Origin of the sequence: Streptomyces melanogenes (genome assembly GCF_014649795.1) — a bacterium.
GTDB lineage: Bacteria > Actinomycetota > Actinomycetes > Streptomycetales > Streptomycetaceae > Streptomyces > Streptomyces noboritoensis.
The window spans coordinates 452,382-473,382 of sequence record NZ_BMTS01000001.1 but is presented as its reverse complement, the minus strand read 5'-3'; the positions used below and the strand labels follow the sequence as shown (position 1 = coordinate 473,382).

Here is a 21,001-nt window from a genome sequence, read left to right as displayed (position 1 = left end):
ATGTCGAGCCCCCACCGGCACACCCCGGGAGTCCCCGTGACCCTGCCCGCGCCCCCGCTCCACCCCGTCCGCGGCCCCCGGGGCCTGCCCCGGCCGCTGGGCAACCTGTTCGACTTCGGGAAGGATCCGCTCGCCTTCCTGACGCGGCTGCGCGACGAGTTCGGGGACGCGGTGACCTGGTCGCTGGGCCCCAGGCGCAGCCTGTTCCTCTCCCACCCCCAGCACATCATGGAGATGCTGGCGGGGCGCGAGCACACCTTCGACATCCTCGAGATCGGCTGGGCGTTCAAACAGATCACCGGGCAGAGCGTCATCATCAGCAAGGGCGACGACTGGCGGCGCAAGCGCTCACTGGTGCAGCCGACCGTACGGCCTCGCCAGGTCCGCTCGTACGCCGCCACGATGGTGGACTGCGCGGGCGCGGCGGCCGACGCCTGGCGCGAGGGCGAGCGGATCGACGTGCGCAAGCAGATGGCGCTCATCACCCAGCGGGTCGTCCTGCGCACCCTGTTCGGCAACGACCTCGGCGAGCAGACCCGGGCGCTGGGCGACGCGATGGACCTGGCCGGGCGGACGGTCGGGGCCGAGCTGCGCGGCATCGGCCTGTTCCTGCCCGCCTGGGTGCGCACCCCGTCCCGGCGGGCCATGCTGCGGGCCGTGGCCACCATCGACACCGAGGTGCACCGGCTCATCCAGGAGCGGCTGAGCGCGCCCGACGCCACGGACCAGAGCGACGACCTGCTCAGCAGGCTCCTCGCCGCCCGCGACGAGGAGGGCCGGCCGCTGTCGCCCAAGGAGGTGCGCGACGAGGCCGTCACCCTCTGGGCCGCCGGTCACGAGACCACCTCCACGGCCCTGACGTGGGCCCTGCACCTGCTCTCCCGCGCCCCGGTGGCCCGCGCCCGGCTCGAAGCCGAGCTGGACGACGTGCTCGCGGGACGCCCGCCCACCGTCGACGACTACGACCGGCTCGGGTGGACCCGGCAGATCGTCAAGGAGGCGCTGCGCCTGTACCCGCCGGTCTGGCTCGTCCCCGCGCTCGCCCGCGCGGGAGCCACCCTCGGCGGCACGCGCGTCCCGGCCAGGACGGTCGTCTGGTGCAGCCAGTGGACCACGCACCGCGATCCGCGCTGGTTCCCACGCCCCGACGAGTTCCGGCCCGAGCGCTGGGACGCCGACGCGCCCGACGCGGTGCCGGACCACGCCTGGTTTCCGTTCGGCGGCGGCCAGCGGACCTGTCTCGGCGCCCGCTTCGCCCAGGTCGAGGCCGCCCTGGTGCTCGCCACCCTCGCCCAGCGCTGCCGCCTCGACCTGCCGACCACCGAGGTGGCGCCCCACCCCGGACTGCTGCTCCAGCCCGACGTGCCGCTCATGGCGACCGTGCGCACGCGCCGCCCCGCCGCGGTTCACTGAGCCAGCCAGTCGGCGACCGCGGCGGCTATCGGCAGGCCCGTGTCCAGCTCGACGAAGCCGAACTGCCCGCCCTGGTTGCACTCCAGGAACCACCAGACCCCGTCCGCGTCCTCGGCGAAGTCGAACGCCGCGTAGGCGAGCCCGGTGCGGCGGGTGTACGCGTGCACCGACTCGGCGATGCGGTCGGGCACCCCGGTGGGATCCCAGCGGCGGCCGCTGTCGTCGTAGCGCCCGTCCACCTGGTCGGGGTCGCAGACCTTCCGGGCCGCGAACAGCCGCGCGCCCACGCAGGTGAGGCGGATGTCCGCCTTCTTGGGTATGTAGCGCTGGAGCAGCACCGGGCCCGCCCGAACGCTGGAGAAGTCCGCGTCGGGCCCGATCAGCGTGGTCGGCAGCGCCATCAGGGGTTCGTCCGGCGGCGGCCCGGCGGCGCTCTTCACCACCACGTCCCGGTACTCCTGCGCGAACTGCCGGGCCACCCGGGGAACCGTCGTGACGACGGTGGGCGGCACGGCGAACCCGCCGGCGTGGGCGACCCGCAGCTGCCAGGGCTTGTGGCGGGCCTGTTCGGCGTCGCGCGGATGGTTCATCCAGCGCGCCGACGCCGAGTACAGCATGCCGAACAGCGCCTGGCGGACCTCGGCGGTGAGCCACCGGGAGGGCTCCGGCGCATGGGCGGCGGGCCGTCCCGGCCGGCGCACCCAGACCGAGCGCAGCCCCGACATGCTCACCAGGAACCCGTCGACCGACAGGTGCCCCGCGAAGTCCCCGTGGGCGTACTCGGCGGACAGCACCGCCCGGCCGGGCAGGTCGGCGGGGTCCAGGCGCACCAGCGGGACGCCCCGCCCGTGCAACTCGGTCACCACCATGTCCGTGGTGACGTCGCCTTCGCAGGTGAGGATGAGAACCGTCATCCGCCGGGCCGTCAGTCGTCGAAATGGGTCTGGGAACCGGCGGTGGACGCGGTGGTCCCGGTCGCCCTGAGCACCGCGCGGTCGGCCACGGCGGGACGCCCGTCGGGCAGCACGTTCAACTGCCGTGAGGCGTCGAAGCGGTAGGGGACCGCCACCGCCTCCGGCTCATGCGGCACCGTGTAACGCAGAGTGAACGGCCTCATGAGGAACCTCCCGCGGAAACGTCAAACCGATCCTTGTGCACACCTGTACGTAGTGCCCCTGTAAGGAATTCATCACGTTCCGCCACATAGACGTGAAGGACGTCACACACCGGTAGTCACACACCGGGCAGTCGGGTGAAGTCAGGTTTCGCCACCGCCCGTATCGGTGATCGCTGAGGACTTCGCCCCTCTTCACAGGAGCACGTATGCGTTTGCGCACCACGATCACCGCGAGCGTCCTCACCATCGGCATCGTCTTCGGCGGCGCGTCGACCGCGCTCGCGCACGACCACGACGACCACTGCCGCAAGGACAGCTACGGACCGTGACCACGGCGGCAAGTACGGGCACGACTACGGCCGTGACCACGACCGCGGCTACGGTCGCGACCACGGCCGCGACCACGGCCGCGACCACGACGACAAGTACGGCCGCGGCCACGGCGAGGACGGCGGCTACAAGAAGAGCTGTCACACGGCGGCGGGCAGCAACGCCAGCAAGGGCTCGTTCTACGAGCACGACTGCGACTCGGGGGGCTGGTCCAAGAAGGGGCACCACGAGACGTACTGACCGGCCTCGCGTGTGGCGCGGGAGCGACGGGCTGCCCGCCGCCCCGCGCCACGCGGCACGGACCCTCAGCGCGCGGGCCTACGACGCCGGCGCACGCTCGCCAGGAGCGACCTCTGGGTGAGCAGGGTGAGGACGCCCGCGAGGACGATCCCGCCCAGGTTCGCGAGGAGCTGCCCGCTGGAGCCCCAGGTCTGGGCGTACTCCTTGTAGCTGAACGCCATGGCGGCGTTGGCCGCCGCCGGGACCGTGGTCACCGAGATGGCCACCCCGATCAGCGCCCCGGACTTGGCCGAGGTGAGCGAGAGGGTTCCGGCGACACCCGCCAGGAAGGCGACGACGAACGACATCCAGTCCGGCTTCCAGATGAAGGCGGTGTTCGGGCGGTCCGCCTCCAGCATGGCCCTGTCGAAGAGCCCCAGCTGGTCCAGGAGCCAGCCGAATCCGGCCGTCAGCAGCATGGCCGCGGCGAAGCCCACCACCAGCGCGGTGAGCGAGCGCCACACCAGGCCGGGCGCGCGCTGGACGAGCGCGGTGGAGATCCCGGCCAGCGGCCCGAACTCGGGACCGACCGCCATCGCGCCCACGATCAGGATGGCGTTGTCGAGCATCACACCGCACGCCGCGAGCATCGTGGCGATCGCCAGGAACGCCACATAGGTGACCGTGAGCGTCGACTCCTCGTGGGTCGCGTCCGCCAGTTGCTCCCACAGCACCGCGTCCACGCCCTCGCCCGGGGCCTCCGCCTCGGCCTTCTCGGCGCGCTTGGACAGCGACAGGTCGATGTTCTCGACGGCGATCGCCCCGGACCGGTCGAGCCCGAGGGCGCGCAGACTGCCGAGGAGTTCGTCCCCGGCCTCGCGGGCGACGTCGCACAGCACCAGATCGCCCGCGGGGTTGCGGGAGGCGCCCTGGACGACGGCCAGGTGGGCGGTGCCCACGGTGGCCTCCAGGGTCCGCACCACCTCGTCGGTCAGGTCGGCGGGCACGTTCAGACGCAGATGCAGCAACAGCCCTACTCCAGGCATCGGTTCCCCGGACCGGCCACCACCGGCCCCCGGCCCTGTGACCAGGGCCTTCACAGACGGCAAGAGTGACACGCCCGGCACACCCGCGTCACGCGCGCCACCCGGGGAAACCCTCTCGCACAATGCCCCGTGGACACATCCCTGATTCCCGTGCAGGATACGGAACCCCATGGATGGAGAGGTTCCCGAAGATGAATCGTCGTCAACTGCTCGCAGCCAGTGCCGTGTTGGCGACCACAGGCTCCTTGGCGGCATCCTCCCCTGCAAGTGCCGACAGCGGCCTCCCGTCCAGGTACGAGATCGTGGCCGTCCTTCGGAGGGTCGCCGACCACTGGCTGACGGCGCACACCGACCCCGGTGACAACGGCTGGGCCCGCGCCACGTTCTTCAGCGGCCTCATGGCACTGCACCGGCTGACCGGCGACGCCCGCTACCTCGCGTACACGCGGAACTGGGCCGAGAGCCACGCGTACGGACTCATCGGCGGTGTGACCACCCGTCACGCGGACAACCAGTGCGCCGGGCAGACCTACCTCGACCTCCACCGTCTGGAACCCGAACCGTCGAAGATCGCGGCCGTCGAGGAGTGCCTGCACCGCATGGTCGCCGTCGACCGGCCCGCCAAGGACGACGACTGGTGGTGGGCGGACGCGCTGCACATGGCGATGCCGCCGTTCGCCCGGCTCGGCGTGCTGCGCCGGGACAGCGCGTACACCGACAAACTCCACCGCCTCTACACCCACACCAAGCGCACCGAGGGCGGCCCCGGTCTGTACGACGCGGCGAGCGGACTGTGGTTCCGCGACAAGCGGTTCATCCCCGGCCTGCCCGGCGCGATCAGCTCGCCCTCGGGCCGGCCCGTCGTCTGGTCGCGCGGCAACGGCTGGGTCACCGGCGCCCATGTGAAGACCCTCAAGGCGCTGCCGCCGCAGGACCCGCGGGTGCCCGAGTACCGCGAGACGCTGGTCCGCCTGCTCACCGCCGTCCGCCAGGTCCAGCGCCCCGACGGCTTCTGGAACGTGAACCTCGCCGACCCCGGCCACTTCCCCGGCCCGGAGACCAGCGGCACCTCCTTCTTCGCCTACGGCGCCGCCTACGCGGTACGGGCCGGGCTCGTCGCCCGCGCGGCCTTCCTCCCCGTCGCCGCCCGCGCCTGGCAGGGCCTGGTCTCCACCGCCGTGCACCCCGACGGCTTCCTCGGCCACGTCCAGGGCGTCGGCGACCACCCCGACTCCAGCCAGCCCGTCACGTACGACACCACGGCGGACTTCGGCGTCGGTGCCTTCCTGCTGGCCGGCACGGAACTGGCGGCGCTGAGCCGTTGAATATGCCGTACGGATACCCCGCACCGGCGTCCCGCCAAAAGCCGGGCGGCCGCACTCGTGGAGCGAACCCCATTTACCCCGCCCATAAATGACAAGGAACCAGATATTCCGGGCGACGAGTTTCGATACGACTTAATGATGAGTAAGGTGTGGCTCGCTGTCAGTGAGCCTGCGTAGGGGTTACGTCCCCTGGCCGAATTCGCCATGGCCGGAATGCGCATGCGGGTGGCGTCGTCTTCGGGATGGAGAGGGGATCGTGACTGCGGGCTCGTTCGAGGGACAGTACGTGTGGCATCCGGCGGCCGACGACCGCGAGTTGGCGCGCGCCTGCACGGACGTGCGGGCGGGCCGGTATCTGAGCGCGCACAACGTCCTCAAGGAAGCGCGCACGGACTTCGAGGTGCGGGCCCACCGCTCGCTGGTGCTCGCGTCCGAGGCCGCCGACTCCGACCTCGCCGAGCGGTGGCTCGCCGAGGAACCCAGCGCGGAGGCCGCCCTGTTGGCCGCGCGCGTCGCGATGGTACGGGCGTTACGCATGGCCGACGCCCACGACGGCCGGGCGAGCGCGCTGGTGCGCATCGCGACGGCCGCGTGCGGCCGGGCCGCGAAGCTGCTCCCGCAGGACCCCACGCCCTGGGTCGCCCAGCTCGCCCTCGCCCGCTACGAGCGCTCCCACGACCCGGCCCCCAAGGGGCTGTTGACCGCGCCGCCGGGACCCTGGCTGCTCTTCTCGCACATCCTGCGGCTCGACCCCTGGAACCGCGAGGCCCACCACCGGTTCCTGGCCTTCTTCTTCACCCGCCACGGCGGCTCGGCGAGCGCCCGCTGGGACGTCGCCTCCTTCCTCAGCCACCGCGCACCGCTCACCTCGGCGCTGCGGCTGCTCCCCCTGGTCGCCCTGGTCGAGGACTACGACCCGAACGCCCTGCTCGCGGACAGCACCTGGCTCCAGCCCCAGTGGACGACCACCGCGCTCGGCATCTACCAGAACTGGTTCCCGCACACCGCGAGTTACCGCTTCACCCCGGTCCTGGACCTGGCGTATCTGGCGCACGCGCTGTACATGGCCAAGCGCGAGTTCGAGGCCCGGGAAGTGCTCACGGCCATGGGCCCGTACGCCTCCCGCATGCCCTGGAGCGCGTTCGGCGACCCCGAGGAACGCCTGACCAGGGCGCGGCGGTCCTGCGGACTGCCCACTCCCGGCCCGGCCTGATCCGCTCCCTGGGCCGCGCCGCCCCGCGGCGCCCGTACGAGACTCCCCGCTGTCCTGTCCACCCCCACCAGGAAAGGCTGCCCCAGTGTCCGAGCGCACGTCCCCGCTCCGCTCGAAAGCCCCTCGCCGTGAAGCACCCGTCGCCCTCGACGACGACGCCACGCTGCACGCGATGGGCTACCCGCGGAAACTCACCCGCAGATTCCACGCGTTCGACAATTTCGCGATATCTTTCACGATCATCAACATCATCTCCGGCATATTCTCCGCCTTCGGATTCGGAATGGGCGCCGGCGGGCCGCGCATCCTCATCTTCGGCTGGATCGGTGTGTCGGTGATGGTGCTGTTCGTCGGCGCGGCGATGGGCGAGATCGCCTCCGCCTACCCGACCAGCGGCGCCCTGTACTTCTCCGCGGGCAAGCTCGCCAAGCGGCACCGCGGCGCCTGGTCCTGGTACACGGGATGGCTGAATTTCGTCGGCCAGGTGGGCGGCACCGCCGCCACCAACTACGCGGCGGCCACCTTCATCCAGGCGTTCGTCTCGATGCAGTGGCCCTCCTACGACCCGACGCCCCAGCAGACCGTCGGCATCGCCGCAGTGATCCTGGTGGTGCAGGCGCTGGCCAACACCTACACCGTGCAGCTGGTGGCCGTGGTGAACCGGATCTCCGTGTGGTGGCTGCTGGTCGGCATGGTGGTCATCGTGGCCGCCCTGACCTTCAAGCCCTCCCACCACCAGTCCGCGTCGTTCGCCAACCACTTCGTCAACACCACCGGCTTCAGCAACGGGCTGTACGCGGCGATGCTGGGCCTGCTGGTCACCAGTTGGACGTTCACCGGCTTCGACGGCAGCTTCCACATGTCCGAGGAGACCGTGAAGGCCACGGTCAACACCCCCAAGGGCATCATGCGCGCGATCATCTACTCGGCGCTCGCCGGACTGGTCCTGATGCTCGCCCTGGTGTACGCGATCCGCGACTACGCGGGCGAGGCGGGCGCGGCGGCCCCGCCGGTGCAGATCCTCATCGACGCGCTCGGCATGGGCACCGCCAAGCTGCTCCTGCTGATCGTGATCGGCGCCATGCTGTTCTGCGGCCTCGCCAACATGACCAGCAACACCCGCCAGATCTTCGCCTTCTCGCGGGACGGGGCGATGCCGGGCTCCAGCCTGTGGCACTCGGTCTCGCTGCGCACCCGCACCCCGGTCAAGGCCGTGTGGCTGGCCGCGGCCTGTTCGCTGGTGCTGATCATTCCCGGCTGGTGGTCGCACACCGCCTTCACCGCGATCGTCAGCGTCAACGTCGTCGGGCTCTACCTCGCCTACGGCGTGCCCATCTTCCTGCGGCTGCGCCTGGACGACTTCGAGCCCGGCCCATGGAACCTGGGCCGGTGGGGCAAGCCCGTGGCGGCCATCGCCGTGGTCTGGATCCTGCTCAGCAGCGTGCTGTTCATGCTGCCGCAGACCTCGCCGATCACCACCACCTCGTTCAACTACGCGCCGATCGCGCTGGGCGCGGTGCTGTTCATCGCCACCCTGTGGTGGTTCGCCACCGCCCGCCGCCGCTTCCAGGGGCCGGTCAGCTACGGCAGCCCCGACGAGGTGGCCGCGATGGACCTCATCTGACGCCCTGGCGTCCCACGCCTGACCTTCCTGGCCGTCCCCCGACTCTGCGGAGCGGGGGACGGCCCGCGTACGTGGGCGGACGGGCGGCGCCCGGCCGGACGGCGGACACACGGCGCCGAGCGCCGTGGGCCCCGGCGCGTCACCGTTGCGGATGAGGCGCCTGCGGTCACGGCGGACACGTCCGCCACCGTGCGCTCCCCGGGCGCCATTTACCCGGTCGGCACTTCGCAGGATGATCCTTCCTTCAACGTCCTGCCTGCCCGGTTCGTCCGCCTTCTGTCCCCCGCCCCGCGCTCCCGCCCGCTCACGCCGGGGGCGCACGAAAGGACTCCTCATGTCCGGAACGCGAATCACCTTCCTCGACGGCCAGGCCGGCCAGCCGCAGGCGCTGGAGCGCGTGATCGCCCATGTGCGGCGGCAGTTGGACGGCCCCGTCGGCGACCGGCTGCGTGCCGTCCGACGCCCGCTCCTCGCGGGCATCGGCGCCTCGTACGCGGCGCTGGCGCTGCCGGTCGAGGTGCTGCGCGGCCACGGCGTGCCCGCCCAGCGGGTGCTCGCCAGCGAGATCGAGGAAGGGCTCGGCGGCTTCGACACCGATCTGCTCGTCGGTGTGTCGCAGAGCGGCCGCAGCTCGGAGACGATCGCGGCGTTCCGGGCGGCGCGCGGCGTGCCGACCCTCGCGGTCCTCAACGTCACCCCGTCCTCGCTCGGCGCCCTGGCCGGGCTGACCGTCGACCTCGGCAACGAGCCCGACTCCTGCGCCTCGACGGTCGGTTTCACCGGTACGGTCATCGCCCTCGACCTGATCGCGGGGGTGATCGCGGGCCGCGAGGGCGACGCCTGGGACGGCGTCCCCGAGCAGGCCGAGGCCGTACGGACCCGGGCGGCCCACGCCGTCGCCTCGCTGCGGACCCGCGCCGCGCGGTGCGTCGCCGCCGACTGCGTCGCCTCCGGCGCCTCCCGGGTCACCGCCGAGGAGGCGGCGCTGCTGCTGCGCGAGGTGCCCCGGATGCCCGCTGCCGCCTCGGTCACCCGTAACTACCTGCACGGCGAGATGGAGTCGGCGGGCAACACGCTGCACCTCGTCTTCGGCTGCGGCCGCGAGGTCGCGCTCGCCCGCTCCCTGTCGGCGGCGGGCCATCTGACCCTGCTGGTGACCACCGCACGGGTCAAGGCGTCCGAGCACCTCGCCGTCGTCCGGCTGCCGGACAGCTCGCCCGGCGCCCGGGTCGTCCTGGAGACGGTGGTGGCGCAGGAGCTGGTGGCGGCGCTGAGCGAGGAGCGGAACGTGCCCATCGAGTCGATCGTCTTCATCAACGACGACACCAAGGAGGGCGGCATCGTCCTCGCGGACTTCGTGCGCGCCGCCCCCGTGGCGGTCTCCTGACGGAATTTCCGGTTTCGGCGACGGAGTGGCGAAACGTCCCGCTACCCTCGGTGACATGAGGATCGCGTGCGGCATGGACACCCGCGTCAGGCTGGGGGCGGCCACGGCCGTGGCCGCCCTCCTCGCCCTGACGGCCACCCCGCCGTCGACGGCCGCCGCGCGCCCGGCGGCCCCCGCCTGGCACAGCTGTGTGCGCGACGCCCAGGACACCGCCGGCCAGGAGCTGGACAAGGCGGGCGCCCGGTGCGCCGAGGTGAAGGTCCCGCTCGACCACACCCGACCCGGCGGCCCGTCCCTCACCGTCGCGGTCGCCCGCATCCGGGCCACCGACACCGCCCACCGGATCGGCGCGCTGGTGGTGAACGAGGGCGGCCCCGCCGACCCGGTGATCGACTACCTGCTCGACCGCCGGGCCGCGCTGGGCGACCTCGCGGCCCGCTACGACCTGGTGGGTGTCGACCCCCGGTTCGCGGGCCGCAACCCACCCATCGACTGCCGCTGGCCCACGAGCACGTACTTCCGCGGGGCGGGCGAGGACCGCGCGGGCTTCGACCGTATGACGGCCTTCCAGCGCGACCTGGCCGCCAAGTGCCGCCGCAACGCGGCCGCCCTGCTGCCGTACGCCTCGACCCGCAACGCCGCCCGCGACCTCGACATCGTGCGCACGGCGCTCGGCGAGCGGAAGATCTCGTATCTGGGGATCTCCTACGGCACGTACCTCGGCGAGGTGTACACCGCGATGTTCCCGGGCCGCACCGACCGGATGGTCCTCGACGGCGTGCACGAGCCGGGCCACCTCGCCCCCTGGGCCGAGTACGGCACGGAGGAGGTGAACGAGAACGCCCTGCGCCACTGGGCCCGGTGGGCCGCGCCGCGCGACGCCGCCTACGGCCTGGGCACCACGGCCGACGCGGTCCTCGCGACGGTCGACCGCATCCGGACGACAGCCGCCCGCCGCCCGTTCACGGTCGGGACCTACCGCATCGACGAACACGTCCTGCCGGTGCTCGTGTACGGAGTCCTCGGCGACGACCTGGCGCGCAGTGACGCGGACATCGCCGTGATGGTCGGGACCCTGAAGCGGGCCACCGAGACCGGCCACGCGGAGCCGGACCCCGGGCTCGCGGAGATACTGCCGGGGCTGTTCACCGGTCAGTACGCGGCCTACGGCAGCACCCAGACGGCTTATTTGTGCGCCGACACCCCCGGCCCGCGCGACCCAGAGGTCTACCGGCGGGCCGTCGAGCGCAGCCGCGCGGCCCACCCGCTGTTCGGGCCGGTCCTCAACGACATCACCCCGTGCCCGTTCTGGCCCGCGCCGCGCGAGCGGGCGACCGTCGTGGACAACGACGTCCCGGCGCTGATGGTCAACGCCACCGGCGATCCGCGCGTCCCGTACTCCGAAGCCCTGGCCATGCACGCCAAGTGGCCGAGCTCCCGGCTGATCACCGTCGAGGACTCCTACCGGCACGCCGTGTACGGACTCTCGTACGGCAGTGCCTGCGTCAACGGCGCGGTCAACGCCTACCTGGCCGACGGGCGGCTGCCGGGCGCCGACCTCACATGTCCGGCGGCGCGCGACGACGTCCCGTCGACCAGGCCGGTGCGTCAGGTGCCGTAGACCTCCAACTCGTATATCCGGGCGGCCTGGTCGCTGTTCTGGGTGGGGGTGACGACCGAGAGCCGCACATAGCGGGCCGAGGTCGCGACCGGGTCGGTGGTGGAGTCGGCGCTGTTGCCGCGCACCTGAGCCACGGTGGTCCAGGTCGCCGCGTCGGCGGAGACGCTCAGGTCGAAGTCCCTGGTGTCCAGAGCGGCGCTCTCGCCGCCCGCGCCCGCATGCCGCACGGTGATCGCGTTCAACGGGTGGGAGGCGCCCAGGTCGACCTGGAGGTCCTTGGTGCCGGAGACGAGCGAGCACCACTTGTCGCTGTTGCCGCCGCTGACGCTGCCGTTGACCGCCTTGTCCGGCGTCTCCGACGCGTTGCACGGCGCCGAGCCGCTCGCGGGCCGCGCGAGGGCGAGGTTGCCGCTCCCGCCGCCGTACACCTCCAGCTCGTAGATGCGGGCCGCGCTGCCCGACGTGTTGGCCGGGCTGGTGACCAGCAGCCGGACGTAGCGGGCCGTGCGCGCGGAGACGGGGTGGTAGGTCCTGCTGGAGCGCGAGCCTGTGACGGTGGCCGCCGTGGTCCAGGAGGAGCCGTCGGTGCTGGTCTGGATCTGGAAGCCACCGGTGTTCCAGCCGGTGTTCTCACCGCCGAGGCCGGCGTGCTTCACCACGAACGACGACACCGTCCGGGCGGACCCGAGGTCGACCTGGAGCGAGGGGCTGGCCGCGGCCGAGCACCACTTGCTGTTGTTCCTCAGCGAACCGTCCACCGCCTTGTCGGGCGACTCGGCCGCCGCACACACGGCAGTTCCGGTCGCCGTCGCGCCCTGGGCCAGATCGGCCCCGAGCTCGGGCGCGGCCGGTACGGGAGTTGCCCCGTCCTGGAAGGAGGGCGGCACGTCCGATGCCCCGGTGCCCCAGGTGGCACTGGGCGCCGCGCCCATGGTGTACGTGAGGGTGGCACCGGCCGCGAGGTCCGGATAGCGCAGATAGCTGTGGCCGGTGGCGGTGCCGTTGACGCCGAGCCCCTGCACATACGGGCCGGAGCCGGTGGTGTTGATGGTGATGTTCCCGGCCGCCCGCTGGATCAGGACGGACGGGAACTGCGGCCCGTGCAGCGCGAGCGTGTCCGCGCCGGGCGTGGCCGGATACATCCCGAGCGCCGCCCACACGTACCAGGCGGAGGTGGCACCGAGGTCGTCGTTGCCCGGCAGACCACCCGCGCCGGTGGTGAAGGACTCGGCCATCACCTTGCGCACCGCGTCCGAGGCCCCGGCCGGCCGGCGGGCGTAGTTGTAGGCCCACGGCACACCGTGCTCGGGCTCGTTGCCGATGTAGTAGTACGGCCTGCTCTGACCGGCGTTGACCTCGGTGAAGTGGTGGTCGAGGCGCTGCACGGCGGTCTGCCGCCCGCCCATCGAGTTGATCAGGTCGGCGAAGTCGTACGGGACCATCCAGGTGTACTGGGAGGCGTTGCCCTCGGTGAAGGCGGACTGGCTCGCCGGGTCCAGCGGCCAGCTCCAAGAGCCGTCGCTCTTGTGCTGCTGGACGTACGAGGACTCCTGGCCGAAGGTGTTGCGCCACCACTGGGCGCGGCTCATGTGGGTGGTGTAGCTGGAGGTGTTGCCGAGCGCCTTGGCGAACTGGGCCACCGCGAAGTCGGACGCGGAGTATTCGAGCGAGTCGGAGGGGTCGTCGAGGTAGTGCAGGTTCGTATACGTCGACTGGCGCCCACGGATCGCGCTGCCCTGGGTGGTGCCGCCGTTGGACGCCTTCTCCATCAGGGCGAGCGCCGCGCTGGTGTCGAAGTCGCGCGCCCCGAACGCGTACAGGCTGGCGACGATGATCGGACCCGGATCGCCCGTCATCACGAAGTCCTCGTTGGTCTGCTGCGACCACTTCGGCAGCAGCCCGCCCTGCTGTCCGTCGAGCACCATCGACTGTGCGATGTCACTGGCCTCGGTGGGCGCGATCAGCCCTATCAGGGCCGCCCAGGAGCGGTAGATGTCCCAGCCGGAGTAGTTCTGGTAGACCGGCCGGGTCGAGTTGTGCACGGCGTTGTCGAAGCCCCGGTAGTCGCCGTTCACATCGCTGGAGACGTTGGGGCTCTGCAGCACGTGGTAGAGCGAGGTGTAGAACTTCTGGCGCTCGGCCGTGCTGCCGCCGGAGACCTGGACCCGGTTGAGCATCTGGTTCCAGGAGTCGTCGGCCGCCGTGCGCACCGCGCCGAAGTCCCAGCCGCCGTTCTCCGCCGCCACATTGGCCTGCGCGCCCGCGACGCTCACGTACGACAGGCCCACCTTGAACTGGACCGTGGCGTTGCTGGTGGTGTCGAAGGTGACGTAGGCGCCGGTGTTGGTGCCCGAGGCGTTCGCCGATCCGTCCGTGACGGTGGAGCCGGACCAGGTGCCGAAGCCGGTCGGGGTGCGGTCGAAGCGGATGTCGAAGTAGATCTGGTACGTCTTGGACGAGCCGCAGAACCCCCCGGCCGTCACGCTGCCGGTCAGCTCGTTGCCGTTGACGTGCACGGCTCCGGCGCGGCTGCCGGTGGCGCTGCGGCCCGTGGCGACCAGCAGACGGGAGGCCGTGGAGGCGGGGTAGGTCAGCTTGCCCATGCCGGTGCGGGTGGTGGCGGACAGCTCGACGTCCGTTCCGTACCGGTCGAGGCGGGTCTTGTAGTAGCCGGGCCTGGCCACCTCGTTCGCCTTGGTGTAGCCGGACGCGTAGCCGGTCCAGTTGGCGCCCGGCGAGGTGCCGAGCGCGCCGGTGACCGGGAGCAGCGGCAGGTCCTCGTTGTTGGCGCAGCCTGCGCCGTCGAAGTGGGTGAGGCTGAAGTCCTCGACGGTCGTGTCCTTGTAGCGGTAGCCGGACGGGGAGGCGGTGGGGGTGTCGGGGCTGAACTGCACGCCGCCGAACGGCACTACGGCGCCGGGGTAGGTGCTGCCCCCGGCGCCGCCCGGCACGGGGTTGGGGGCGTTGCTGTCGTCGGTGCCGATGAACGGATCGACGTACTGGGTCAGCGGCAGCGCAGCCGCGTGGGCCGGCGCCGCGGCTGCCAGGCCGACGAGGCCCGAGGCGGCCAGGGCGAGGGCGCTCAACGCCCCCGCGTACCGGGCGCGGAGCGGGGATCTGGAGGGGTGCACGGATCGGAGCACGAGGGGGGACCACCTTCTCGCGGAGGCCCGCTCGCCGTCCGGCGGGCTGCCTCGGGGACGGGGATGCTCGGAGTGCGGGTGCAGGGTGGGCGTGTGAACGTTACCAATCAACTCAGGATTGTTGAGGTGTCCCTGACGACTCGTCAAGAGCGCGGGACGTAAACAAGCCCCGGACGGGGCAGTTGAGAATGGGAACGTTACCAAGCCGGACCCGCGCCGAGGCCCAGGCCGCACCAGCGGCACCAAGGTCCCCTCATCCGGCCTGACATGCGGCTCCGTCTGCAATCATCGACGCATCGCCGTGCCCGTCCGTCCCCGCAGGGGGATCCGCCGCTGAGGAGGCCCGTGAAGCGCCCGACGATGAAGGACGTGGCCCGCGCCGCCGGGGTCAGCCCCATGACCGTGTCGCGCGCGGTGTCGGGCGAGCCCGGCGTCTCCCCCGGGACGGCCGCCCGAGTCGAGCAGGCCGTACGGCAGTTGGGCTACCAGCGCAACGACAACGCCCGCAACCTACGGCGCAAGAACCCCGGGACGTCCACGATCGGGCTGGTCGTGGACGATCTGGCCAACCCGTTCTACGCGCTGATGGCCCGCTCGGTCGAGGACGAGGCGCACCGGCGCGGCTGTCTCGTCCTCGTCGGCAGCACCAACGACGAGCCGCGCCGCGAGCGCGAGGTCATAGCGGCCTTCACGGCCCGCCAGGTCGACGGCCTGCTCCTGGTCCCCACCATCGGCGGCCACGGCTTCCTCAAGCAGCCGATGGAGGGCGGCACGCGTGTCGTCTGCGTGGACCGGCCGGCCAAGGGCCTGGCCGTCGACACCGTCACGGTCGACAACCGGGCGGGCGCCGAGCGGGCGGTGCGCCATCTGCTCGCCCAGGGGCACACCCGGATCGCCTACCTCGGCGACCGGTTCGGCATCTGGACCCAGCGCGAGCGCCACGCGGGCTACCGGGACGCCCTTGCCGCGCACGGCATACCCGAGGACCCCGCGCTCGTACGGCACGATCTGCGCAGCCGGTCGGACGCGGCGGCGGCGCTGGCCGCGCTGCGGGCGCTGCCCGGGCCGCCCACCGCCCTGTTCACCACCAACGACGTGATCACCATGGGGGTGATGGGCGCGCTCGGCCCCGCCGACCGCGTCGACGTCGTCGGCTTCGACGACTTCCCGCTCGCCGACCGCCTCAGCCCGCCGCTCAGCGTGGTCAGCCAGGATCCGGTCGCGCTCGGCGCCACCGCCGCCCATCTGCTGTTCTCCCGGATCGACGGCGACCGCTCGGCGCCCCGGTCCGTGGTGCTGCTGACCCGGCTGATCGTGCGTGGACCGGGACAGCACGACTCCTGACGCCACGGGGCCCGTGCGGTCAGGGCGTGTCGCCAGCCCAGTCCCAGTGGTGCGGATCGCCCGCGCGCGGCCCGTACCAGGCGCGGCCGCCCGGGCCGTGGGAGCCGATCTCCGTGGCGAGCGCGGCGCCCTCGCGCAACTGGCCGTCGGTCCAGCCGGTGACGTCGAGCAGCAGCCCGTCCAGCGGGCCCGCCACCAGCTCGCGGTAGACGTGCCCCGGTCGCGGGCCGGGGTCCGGATCGTCGTGGTCGGCTCCGTACACCCGGCGCCGTATCAGCTCGTCCATACCCGCCAGCGTGCCACCCACCACTGACAACGCCGGATGCGGCCGGGATGACCCGGGTGCGCCACCCGGAGTGCGGCCGTGCGCCCGATCGCCAATCGTGGTGTCCCGATGACATTCGAATCCGCCGGCCCGGGCGCCGGGCACGGCGGCTCAGCGGCAGTCAGGGCGGCGTGCGATGGAGCTGGAAACCCGAGTCGACGGCCTCATGGACGGGCTCCGCGCCGATCTGGAACGGCTGGCGGCGATCCCCTCGATCGCCTTCCCGGGCTTTCCGCCCGAACCGGTCCAGCAGGCGCACGACCTGGTGGCGGAGCTGCTGAGCGATGCCGGAGTGCCCCACGTCGAACGGCTCGACCTGCCCGGCACCGCCCCGGTGGTCTACGGGCGGATCCCGGCCCCCACCCCGGACGCGCCCACCGTCCTGCTGTACGGCCATTACGACGTCCAGCCGCCCGGCGACCAGGCTCTGTGGCTCTCACCGCCGTTCGAGCCGACCCCCGTCGAAGGCGGTCTGCGCGCCCGGGGCATCGCGGACGACAAGTCCAACGTCATCGCCCACCTCGGCATGCTGCGGGTGTACGGGGGACGGCCGCCCGTCGGCGTCAAGATCGTGATCGAGGGGCAGGAGGAGTACGGGAGCGCCTTCGACACCTATCCGCCCACCGATCCCGAGCGGTTCGCCTGCGACGCGATGGTCATCGCCGACCTCGGCAACCTCCGCCCCGGCACCCCGACCCTGACCACCGGGCTGCGCGGGGCCGCCGAGGTGACGGTCGAGGTCCGCACGCTGGACGAGCCGCGCCACAGCGGGGAGTTCGGCGGCGCGGCGCCCGACGCGCTGCTCGCCCTGCTCAAAGCCCTGGCCACCCTGCACGACGTGCACGGCGACGTGGCCGTCGAGGGCCTGCGCCGCGATCCCTGGACCGGAACGACGTACACCGAGGAGGAGTTCCGCTCGCTGGCGGGCGTACGGGAAGGGCTCCCTCTGATCGGCTCCGGCTCGCTCGGCGAGCGGCTGTGGAGCGGGCCCGCGATCACGGTGATCGGGCTGGACGCGCCCGCCGTCGAGCACGCGGCCTCGGCGGTGGTCCCCTATGCCCGGGCCAAGCTGAACCTCCGCTTCCACCCGCTCCAGGACCCGCGCGAGGCGCAGCGGAAGCTCGTCGACCACCTGCGCGCGCTGCGGCCCTTCGGCATCCCGCTGACCGTCACCCCCGGCGACACCGGCCCCGGATACGAGGCGGCCACCGGCGGGCCCGCCTACCGCGCCGCGCTCACCGCGCTCAAGGAGGCCTGGGGCGAGGAGGCCTCGTACGTCGCCACCGGCGGCTCGATCCCGCTGGTCAACGGCCTGGCCAAGGCCGCGCCGGGAGCGGAGGTGCTGCTGTTCGGGGCCCAGGACAGCATGTGCAACCTGCACGCCCCCAACGAACGGGTCCTCTTCTCCGAACTGCGCAACACCGTGATCGCCATGTCGGCCTTCGTCCGCGAATACGCCGAGGACTTCGCCGGTGGCGACGCGCGCGGCCGTGCGGGGGCCGGGGCGTGAGCGGCGCGGGCGGGGCGGCGGGGCCGGTGGAGCCGGGCGGATCCGGTGGGCCGCTGCGGCACGGCGAGGTCGACTCGGGCGGGCCGCCGGGGCCCGGGGACACCGCCTCGCCCGAGCCGCCCGGTCCGCCGAAGAAGCGGAAGCTCGCGTTTCCGAGTGCGCTGACCGTCCTGGCGATCGTCACCGTCGCCGTGTGGCTGCTCGCGTTCCTCATTCCGTCCGGCCAGTACGACCGCAACGACAAGGGCGCGCCGGTCCAGGGCACCTACCACCGGGTCTCCTCCGGCCAGAGCTTCGTCGACCGCCTCAACGACCTCTTCCTGGCGCCGGTCAACGGTCTGTACGGCATCCGGGACACCACCTCCGGCGAGGTCGGCCCCAGCCTGACCGGTGATCTCTACGGCAGCGCGGGGGTGTTCCTCTTCGTCCTGGCGATCGGCGCGTTCATCACCGTCGTCTTCGCCACCGGCGCCCTCGACCGGGGCATCGAGCGCCTCGCCCACCGGCTGCGCGAGCGCGGGACCCTGCTGATCGCGGGAGTGATGGTCGTCTTCTCGGTCCTGGGCACCGTGGAGGGCTTCGCCGAGGAGACGCTCGGCTTCTACGGACTGCTCGTGCCGATGATGCTGGCGCTCGGCTACGACCGGATGGTGGCGGTCGGCACGGCCATCCTCGGCGCGGGGGTGGGCGTGCTGTGCTCGACGGTCAACCCCTTCGCCACGGGTGTCGCCTCCTCGGCCGCCGACATCTCGCTGGGCGACGGCATCGCGCTGCGCTTCGTGATGTGGCTGGTGCTGACCGCGGTGACCATCGCGTACGTCGTACGCTACGCGCGGCGCGTGCAGAAGGTTCCCGCGCGGTCCCTCAGCGGCTTCCTGCCCGGCGACCGGGAGCGGACGGCGACGGACGCGGGCGAGGCTCCTCAGCTCACCGGCACGCACAAGGCCGTACTCGTCGTGCTCGGACTGGTCTTCGCCTTCATGATCTTCTCGGTGGTGCCGTGGTCGAGCGCGCTGACGGGCAAGGCCGACGCCACCCCGTACTCCTTCGAACTGGGCTGGTCGTTCCCGCAGTTGGCGGCGCTCTTCCTGTGCGCGGCGGTGCTCGTCGGCCTGGTGGCCCGCCTCGGGGAGCAGAAGACCAGCTCGACGATCATCCAGGGCGCGGGGGACTTCATCTCCCCCGCGCTCGTCATCATGCTGGCCCGCGGTGTCACCGTGATCATGAACAACTCGCGGATCACGGACACGGTCCTGCACTCCATCGAGGGCGTCGTGAAGGGCACCTCGTCGGGGCTCTTCGCGATCATCGTGTTCGTGGTGAACCTGCCGCTGGCCTTTCTGATCCCGTCCACCTCGGGGCACGCCACCCTCGCCATGCCGATCCTCGCCCCGCTGGCCGACTTCGCGGGCGTCTCGCGCGCGGTGGTCGTCACCGCCTGGCAGGCGGCGAGCGGCTGGATGAACCTGTGGGTGCCGACGACGGCCGTGACGATCGGTGGCGTCGCCCTGGCCAAGGTCGGCTACGACAGGTACCTGCGCTTCGTCTGGCCCCTGCTGGTCATCCTGTTCGTGCTGATCTGCGGATTCGTGGCGCTGGGGGCGGCTCTGACGTGAGGGCTCGGCCCTGCGGCCGGGACCTAGGGGCGCCGGTGGCCCGGGTAGTCGCCCGCCAGCGCGTCCGTCACCAGGCGCACGCCCCGGGCGAGGCGGCCGAGCTGGTCCAGCTCCATCGCGTACATCCGGATGGTGTTCTCGATGACCGCCTCCGCCACGCCCAGCGTGGGCAGTTCGGCCCGGCTGGTCTGGAGGGCCACCCGGACCGCGCGCATCTCGTGCTGGAGCTGGAGCTGCGCGTGCCGGGCGAGGATGACGTGGTGGCGGGTCAGCGGTGAGTAGCCGGCGTAGCGGGCCGGCAGCAGGTCGCGCAGCCAGCGGGTGGCCGTGCGTTCCCAGTCACGCGTCCCGGGTTCCTTGACCTGACAGGGCCAGTCCGGGCTGAGCGCGATGGTGGGGGCCGTGTGGGGCATTCTCGTCGCTTCCGAAGTTGTCGAACTCTGATCGAGAGGTGGGAGGAGGGGGGCGGCCCCGGCCTAGGGGTTAGCCAGGGCCGCCCGTGGGCGTCCGCCCGGATCCGAAAGCCTCGAATCGAACATCCGGCCTGACGCGAGGAGGGGGGCGTCACGTCGGCTGTTCGCTCTGGGAAGGCGTGGGGTCGCTTTCCTTGGCATCTGGGGGATCAGGGGATCGCCACCGCCTCAGTAAACATATATACCGTTGAGTAAACAAGGGTATGAAAAAATTCATGCACCCGAAACGTGTGAAGATCCCGGGGAGCCGGGCGGGAGAATCGGGCCCTAATCGGGTCCTAGAGGAAGAAACCGTGCTGGTCGGCGGCCTGCTCGTACTGTTCGAGACGCGCCTGCGTCCGCTCCGGATCCGCGTCCGCCATCGCCTGGAGCAGGGCCGCGGCGAGCATGCTCGGTGCCGCGTACGAGTCGAAGACCAGCCGGGAGCCGGTGCCCGCGGTGAAGGCCACGTCGGCCTCGTCGACCAGCGGACCCAGGGTGGTGTCCGTGATCAGCGCGACGCGCAGCCCCGCGCTGCGGGCCGCCCGCAGCGCGGCCAGGGTCTCCTTGGCGTGCCGGGGCATGGCGAAGGCCAGCACCCAGGTGCCGCCCGCCGAGCGGGACTGGAGCAGCGCGTCGTAGGCGACGCTGCCGCCGCGCGTCACCAGCCGCACATCGGGGTGGATGCGCCGGGCCGCGTACGCGAAGTACTCCGCGAGGGACACCGAGATCCGCAGTCCGAGGATGGTCAGCGGCACCGAGTGGGCCAGCTCGCGGCCGAGCTCCAGGACCTGGTTGGTGTCGGCCACCAGCCGGCGCACGTTCTCCAGGTTCTCGATCTCGGCGTCCACCGCCGCCTGCAGCTCGTTGTGCCGGATCTCCTCGCGGGTCTCGGGCGAGCCCGCGACCGCGCTCAGGGCGATCGGCTGGAGCACGTCGCGCAGGGCGGGATAGCCGCTGTAGCCGAGGGACACGGCGAAGCGGGTCACGGACGGCTGGCTCACCCCGGCCCGCTCGGCGAGCTCGGTGATCGACAGGAACACGGCCTCGGTGAGGTGGTCGATCAGATACTGCGCGATGCGCCGCTGCCCCGGGGAGAGGCGGTGGCCGTCGAAGAGGGCGCGCACGCGGTCCGCCGCGGGGCGCTCGTGGTCCGACGCCTGCCCGCTCGGCGTGATCGCGGCCGCCTGGGCGCGCGCCTTCTGCCCCGATGACACCGGCGGGCCTCCTTCTCATGCCATGTGTGTTCAAAACATAGCTCACCGCCGTGGCGGCCCGGCGCCCGTTCCAGCTGGTGGCGGCGGGCATCTGTTTGA

Annotated in this window: 17 protein-coding genes; 10 read left to right on the top strand and 7 right to left on the bottom strand. The window is 72.0% G+C overall.

The annotated features are described in order from the left end of the window. On the top strand, positions 1-1,413 hold the full coding sequence (locus tag IE252_RS02125) for a cytochrome P450 (protein WP_190087473.1): 1,413 nt from the start codon (positions 1-3) through the stop codon (positions 1,411-1,413). Here the strand turns inward: IE252_RS02125 and tgmB are convergent. Both tgmB and tgmA read right to left on the bottom strand, forming a co-directional pair. Beyond that, the gene (gene tgmB, locus IE252_RS02120) at positions 1,407-2,327 is read right to left on the bottom strand and encodes an ATP-grasp ribosomal peptide maturase (protein ID WP_190087472.1); all 921 of its coding nucleotides are present in this window, start codon (positions 2,325-2,327) and stop codon (positions 1,407-1,409) included. The two genes, IE252_RS02125 and tgmB, sit on opposite strands and share 7 nt — an antisense overlap. 11 nt (positions 2,328-2,338) lie before the next feature. After that, positions 2,339-2,530 (bottom strand): putative ATP-grasp-modified RiPP, encoded by a 192-nt coding sequence (gene tgmA / locus IE252_RS02115; RefSeq protein ID WP_101391363.1) that lies wholly within the window; start codon positions 2,528-2,530, stop codon positions 2,339-2,341. A 206-nt stretch (positions 2,531-2,736) separates the two neighbouring features. Here tgmA and IE252_RS43880 point away from each other — a divergent pair, with 206 nt between their 5' ends. Continuing rightward, entirely contained in the window at positions 2,737-2,859 is a 123-nt protein-coding gene (locus IE252_RS43880) for a hypothetical protein (protein WP_268248383.1), read from the top strand. Positions 2,860-3,165: 306 nt separating this feature from the next. On the opposite strand, the gene IE252_RS02110 is transcribed toward IE252_RS43880, so the two are convergent. After that, the gene (locus tag IE252_RS02110; RefSeq protein WP_190087471.1) at positions 3,166-4,107 is read right to left on the bottom strand and encodes a DUF389 domain-containing protein; all 942 of its coding nucleotides are present in this window, start codon (positions 4,105-4,107) and stop codon (positions 3,166-3,168) included. A 320-nt stretch (positions 4,108-4,427) separates the two neighbouring features. On the opposite strand from IE252_RS02110, the gene IE252_RS02105 reads away from it, so the two are divergent. From IE252_RS02105 to IE252_RS02085, 5 genes are all read left to right on the top strand, one after another. After that, positions 4,428-5,450, top strand: coding sequence for a glycoside hydrolase family 88/105 protein (locus IE252_RS02105; RefSeq protein WP_229847849.1), 1,023 nt, complete (start codon positions 4,428-4,430; stop codon positions 5,448-5,450). Positions 5,451-5,706: 256 nt separating this feature from the next. Beyond that, positions 5,707-6,663 carry a hypothetical protein gene (locus IE252_RS02100; protein ID WP_190087469.1) on the top strand — a complete coding sequence of 319 codons (957 nt, stop codon included), beginning with the start codon at positions 5,707-5,709 and terminating at the stop codon, positions 6,661-6,663. 172 nt (positions 6,664-6,835) lie between these two features. Continuing rightward, positions 6,836-8,287 (top strand): amino acid permease, encoded by a 1,452-nt coding sequence (locus IE252_RS02095; RefSeq protein WP_190087831.1) that lies wholly within the window; start codon positions 6,836-6,838, stop codon positions 8,285-8,287. Between the two features lie 334 nt (positions 8,288-8,621). Further along, positions 8,622-9,674 (top strand): SIS domain-containing protein, encoded by a 1,053-nt coding sequence (locus IE252_RS02090; RefSeq protein WP_190087468.1) that lies wholly within the window; start codon positions 8,622-8,624, stop codon positions 9,672-9,674. A 55-nt stretch (positions 9,675-9,729) separates the two neighbouring features. Next, positions 9,730-11,295, top strand: coding sequence for an alpha/beta hydrolase (locus IE252_RS02085; RefSeq protein WP_190087467.1), 1,566 nt, complete (start codon positions 9,730-9,732; stop codon positions 11,293-11,295). Here the strand turns inward: IE252_RS02085 and IE252_RS02080 are convergent. Beyond that, on the bottom strand, positions 11,283-14,426 hold the full coding sequence (locus IE252_RS02080; RefSeq protein WP_190087466.1) for a GH92 family glycosyl hydrolase: 3,144 nt from the start codon (positions 14,424-14,426) through the stop codon (positions 11,283-11,285). The genes IE252_RS02085 and IE252_RS02080 overlap by 13 nt on opposite strands. A 357-nt stretch (positions 14,427-14,783) precedes the next feature. Here IE252_RS02080 and IE252_RS02075 point away from each other — a divergent pair, with 357 nt between their 5' ends. Then, the gene (locus IE252_RS02075; protein WP_229847845.1) at positions 14,784-15,782 is read left to right on the top strand and encodes a LacI family DNA-binding transcriptional regulator; all 999 of its coding nucleotides are present in this window, start codon (positions 14,784-14,786) and stop codon (positions 15,780-15,782) included. Between the two features lie 19 nt (positions 15,783-15,801). Here IE252_RS02075 and IE252_RS02070 read toward each other — a convergent pair whose 3' ends face one another. Continuing rightward, positions 15,802-16,068, bottom strand: a complete 267-nt coding sequence (locus IE252_RS02070) for a hypothetical protein (RefSeq protein ID WP_190087465.1) — start codon at positions 16,066-16,068, stop codon at positions 15,802-15,804. Between the two features lie 175 nt (positions 16,069-16,243). Here IE252_RS02070 and IE252_RS02065 point away from each other — a divergent pair, with 175 nt between their 5' ends. Together IE252_RS02065 and IE252_RS02060 are read left to right on the top strand one after the other, a co-directional pair. Continuing rightward, on the top strand, positions 16,244-17,617 hold the full coding sequence (locus IE252_RS02065; RefSeq protein ID WP_190087464.1) for a M20/M25/M40 family metallo-hydrolase: 1,374 nt from the start codon (positions 16,244-16,246) through the stop codon (positions 17,615-17,617). 161 nt (positions 17,618-17,778) lie between these two features. Then, positions 17,779-19,233 (top strand): YfcC family protein, encoded by a 1,455-nt coding sequence (locus IE252_RS02060; protein WP_229847960.1) that lies wholly within the window; start codon positions 17,779-17,781, stop codon positions 19,231-19,233. A gap of 23 nt (positions 19,234-19,256) precedes the next feature. On the opposite strand, the gene IE252_RS02055 is transcribed toward IE252_RS02060, so the two are convergent. Both IE252_RS02055 and IE252_RS02050 read right to left on the bottom strand, forming a co-directional pair. After that, positions 19,257-19,646: a hypothetical protein gene (locus tag IE252_RS02055; RefSeq protein WP_190087463.1), complete on the bottom strand. Its 390-nt coding sequence runs from the start codon at positions 19,644-19,646 to the stop codon at positions 19,257-19,259. Between the two features lie 338 nt (positions 19,647-19,984). Next, the gene (locus IE252_RS02050; protein WP_190087462.1) at positions 19,985-20,902 is read right to left on the bottom strand and encodes a MurR/RpiR family transcriptional regulator; all 918 of its coding nucleotides are present in this window, start codon (positions 20,900-20,902) and stop codon (positions 19,985-19,987) included. Positions 20,903-21,001: the final 99 nt, after the last annotated feature.